This window comes from Rhodococcus maanshanensis NBRC 100610 (genome assembly GCF_001894865.1).
Taxonomy (GTDB): Bacteria; Actinomycetota; Actinomycetes; order Mycobacteriales; family Mycobacteriaceae; genus Rhodococcus_G; species Rhodococcus_G maanshanensis.
This window is the reverse complement of record NZ_BCXA01000085.1, coordinates 1-1,840: the sequence shown is the minus strand read 5'-3', so window position 1 is coordinate 1,840 and position 1,840 is coordinate 1. Positions and strand designations below refer to the sequence as shown.

Here is a 1,840-nt window from a genome sequence, read left to right as displayed (position 1 = left end):
TCCTGTCGCCGACGTTCACCGCGCAGCAGCAGTTGAAGAACTTCTACGCCTTCCCGAAGGCGCTCAACATCGACCGGTACGAGATGAACGGTCAGCTGCGCGACTTCGTGGTGGCGGCGCGCGAGCTCTCGCCCGCGAGCCTGAGCGGTAACCAGACCGACTGGATCAACAAGCACACCGTGTACACGCACGGCAACGGATTCGTCGCAGCGCCTGCGAACCAGGTGACCAAGGTGTCGGGTGACAGCCAGAACAACACCGGCGGCTACCCGATCTACAGCGTCAGCGACCTCAAGACACAGCCGTCGGATCCGGCTCTGCGGGTGGATAATCCGCGCATCTACTACGGCGAGGTGATCGCCAAGTCGGACGCCGACTACGCCATCGTCGGCGCCGCGGGCGGCGAGCCTCGCGAGTACGACACGGACGACTCGAAGTACACCTACACCGGCGCCGGTGGTGTCGGGATCGGCAACTGGGTGAACCGGCTGGCGTTCGCGGCCAAGTACACCGAGCGCAACATCCTCTTCTCCGGTGCGATCGGCGACGATTCGAAGATCATCTACAACCGTGACCCTCGCGACCGCGTGAACCAGGTCGCGCCGTGGCTGACCACCGACGGCACCATCTATCCCGCGGTGGTCGAGGGCCGGATGCAGTGGATCGTCGACGCGTACACCACGCTCGACAACTACCCGTACGCGCAGCGCTCCTCGCTCGACGGACTGGTCGAGGACAGCGTGGACCAGGCCACGGGCCGGTTGCTGCCGAAGAAGGAGGTCTCGTACATCCGGAACTCGGTCAAGGCCACCGTCGACGCCTATGACGGAACGGTGACCCTGTACCAGGTGGACGAGAAGGACCCGGTCCTCAAGGCCTGGATGGGTGTGTTCCCCGGCACCGTCCAGCCCAACAGCGCGGTCTCCGAAGACCTTCGGGCGCATTTCCGGTACCCCGAGGACCTGTTCAAGGTGCAGCGGGAGATGCTCGCCAAGTACCACGTCGATGACCCGAACGAGTTCTTCACGAACAACAACTTCTGGTCGGTGCCCAGCGACCCAACGGTCGAGACGGACAAGAACCAGCCGCCGTACTACGTGTTGCTCGGTAACGAGGAGACGGCGAAGCCGGAGTTCAAGCTGACCAGCCCGATGGAGGGCTACAACCGCGAGCTGCTGGCGGCGTACATCTCGGTCGCGTCGGATCCGAAGGATTACGGCAAGTTCACCGTGCTGCAGCTGCCGACGGAGACACAGACGCAGGGTCCGCAGCAGGCACAGACCGCGATGACGTCGAATCAGACGGTGGCCAGCGCGCTGTCGCTGATCAAGCAGTCGAACAAGATCCAGTACGGCAACCTGCTGACGCTGCCGATCGCCGAGGGCGGCATCCTGTACGTCGAACCGTTGTACACCCAACGGAATTCGGCGAACGCCTTCCCGCAGCTCACCGCGGTGCTGGTGAGCTTCACCGATACGAAGGGCATCCGGGTCGGCTACGCGCCGACGCTGGCGGAGGCGCTGGATCAGGTGTTCGGTTCGGGGGCGGCGGCCGTGGCGACCGCGCCGGGTGGAACGCCGCCGCCGAACGGGGAGCAGCAGCAGACGCCGCCGCCCGGCGGGCCGACCGTTGTCCCGCCGCCGGCACCGAGCGGCAACGTCGACGCCGCGCTCAGCGAGGTCGACGCCGCGCTCGGCGCGGTGAAGACGGCGCAGCAGAGCGGCGACTTCGCCGCATACGGCGCGGCGCTCGACCGACTGCAGAAGGCGGTCGACGCCTACCAGGCGCTGCCCAAGTAACAGGAGCGACAGCAGAGGGGCCCTGCCATCCGATTGAACTG

The 1,840-nt window shown here is 65.9% G+C and carries 1 protein-coding gene; it reads left to right on the top strand.

All coding sequences use genetic code 11. The annotated features are described in order from the left end of the window. The coding region (locus tag RM1_RS25770) for a UPF0182 family protein (protein ID WP_169922374.1) at positions 1-1,799 on the top strand (1,799 nt) is incomplete at its 5' end. Positions 1,800-1,840 lie beyond the last annotated feature (41 nt).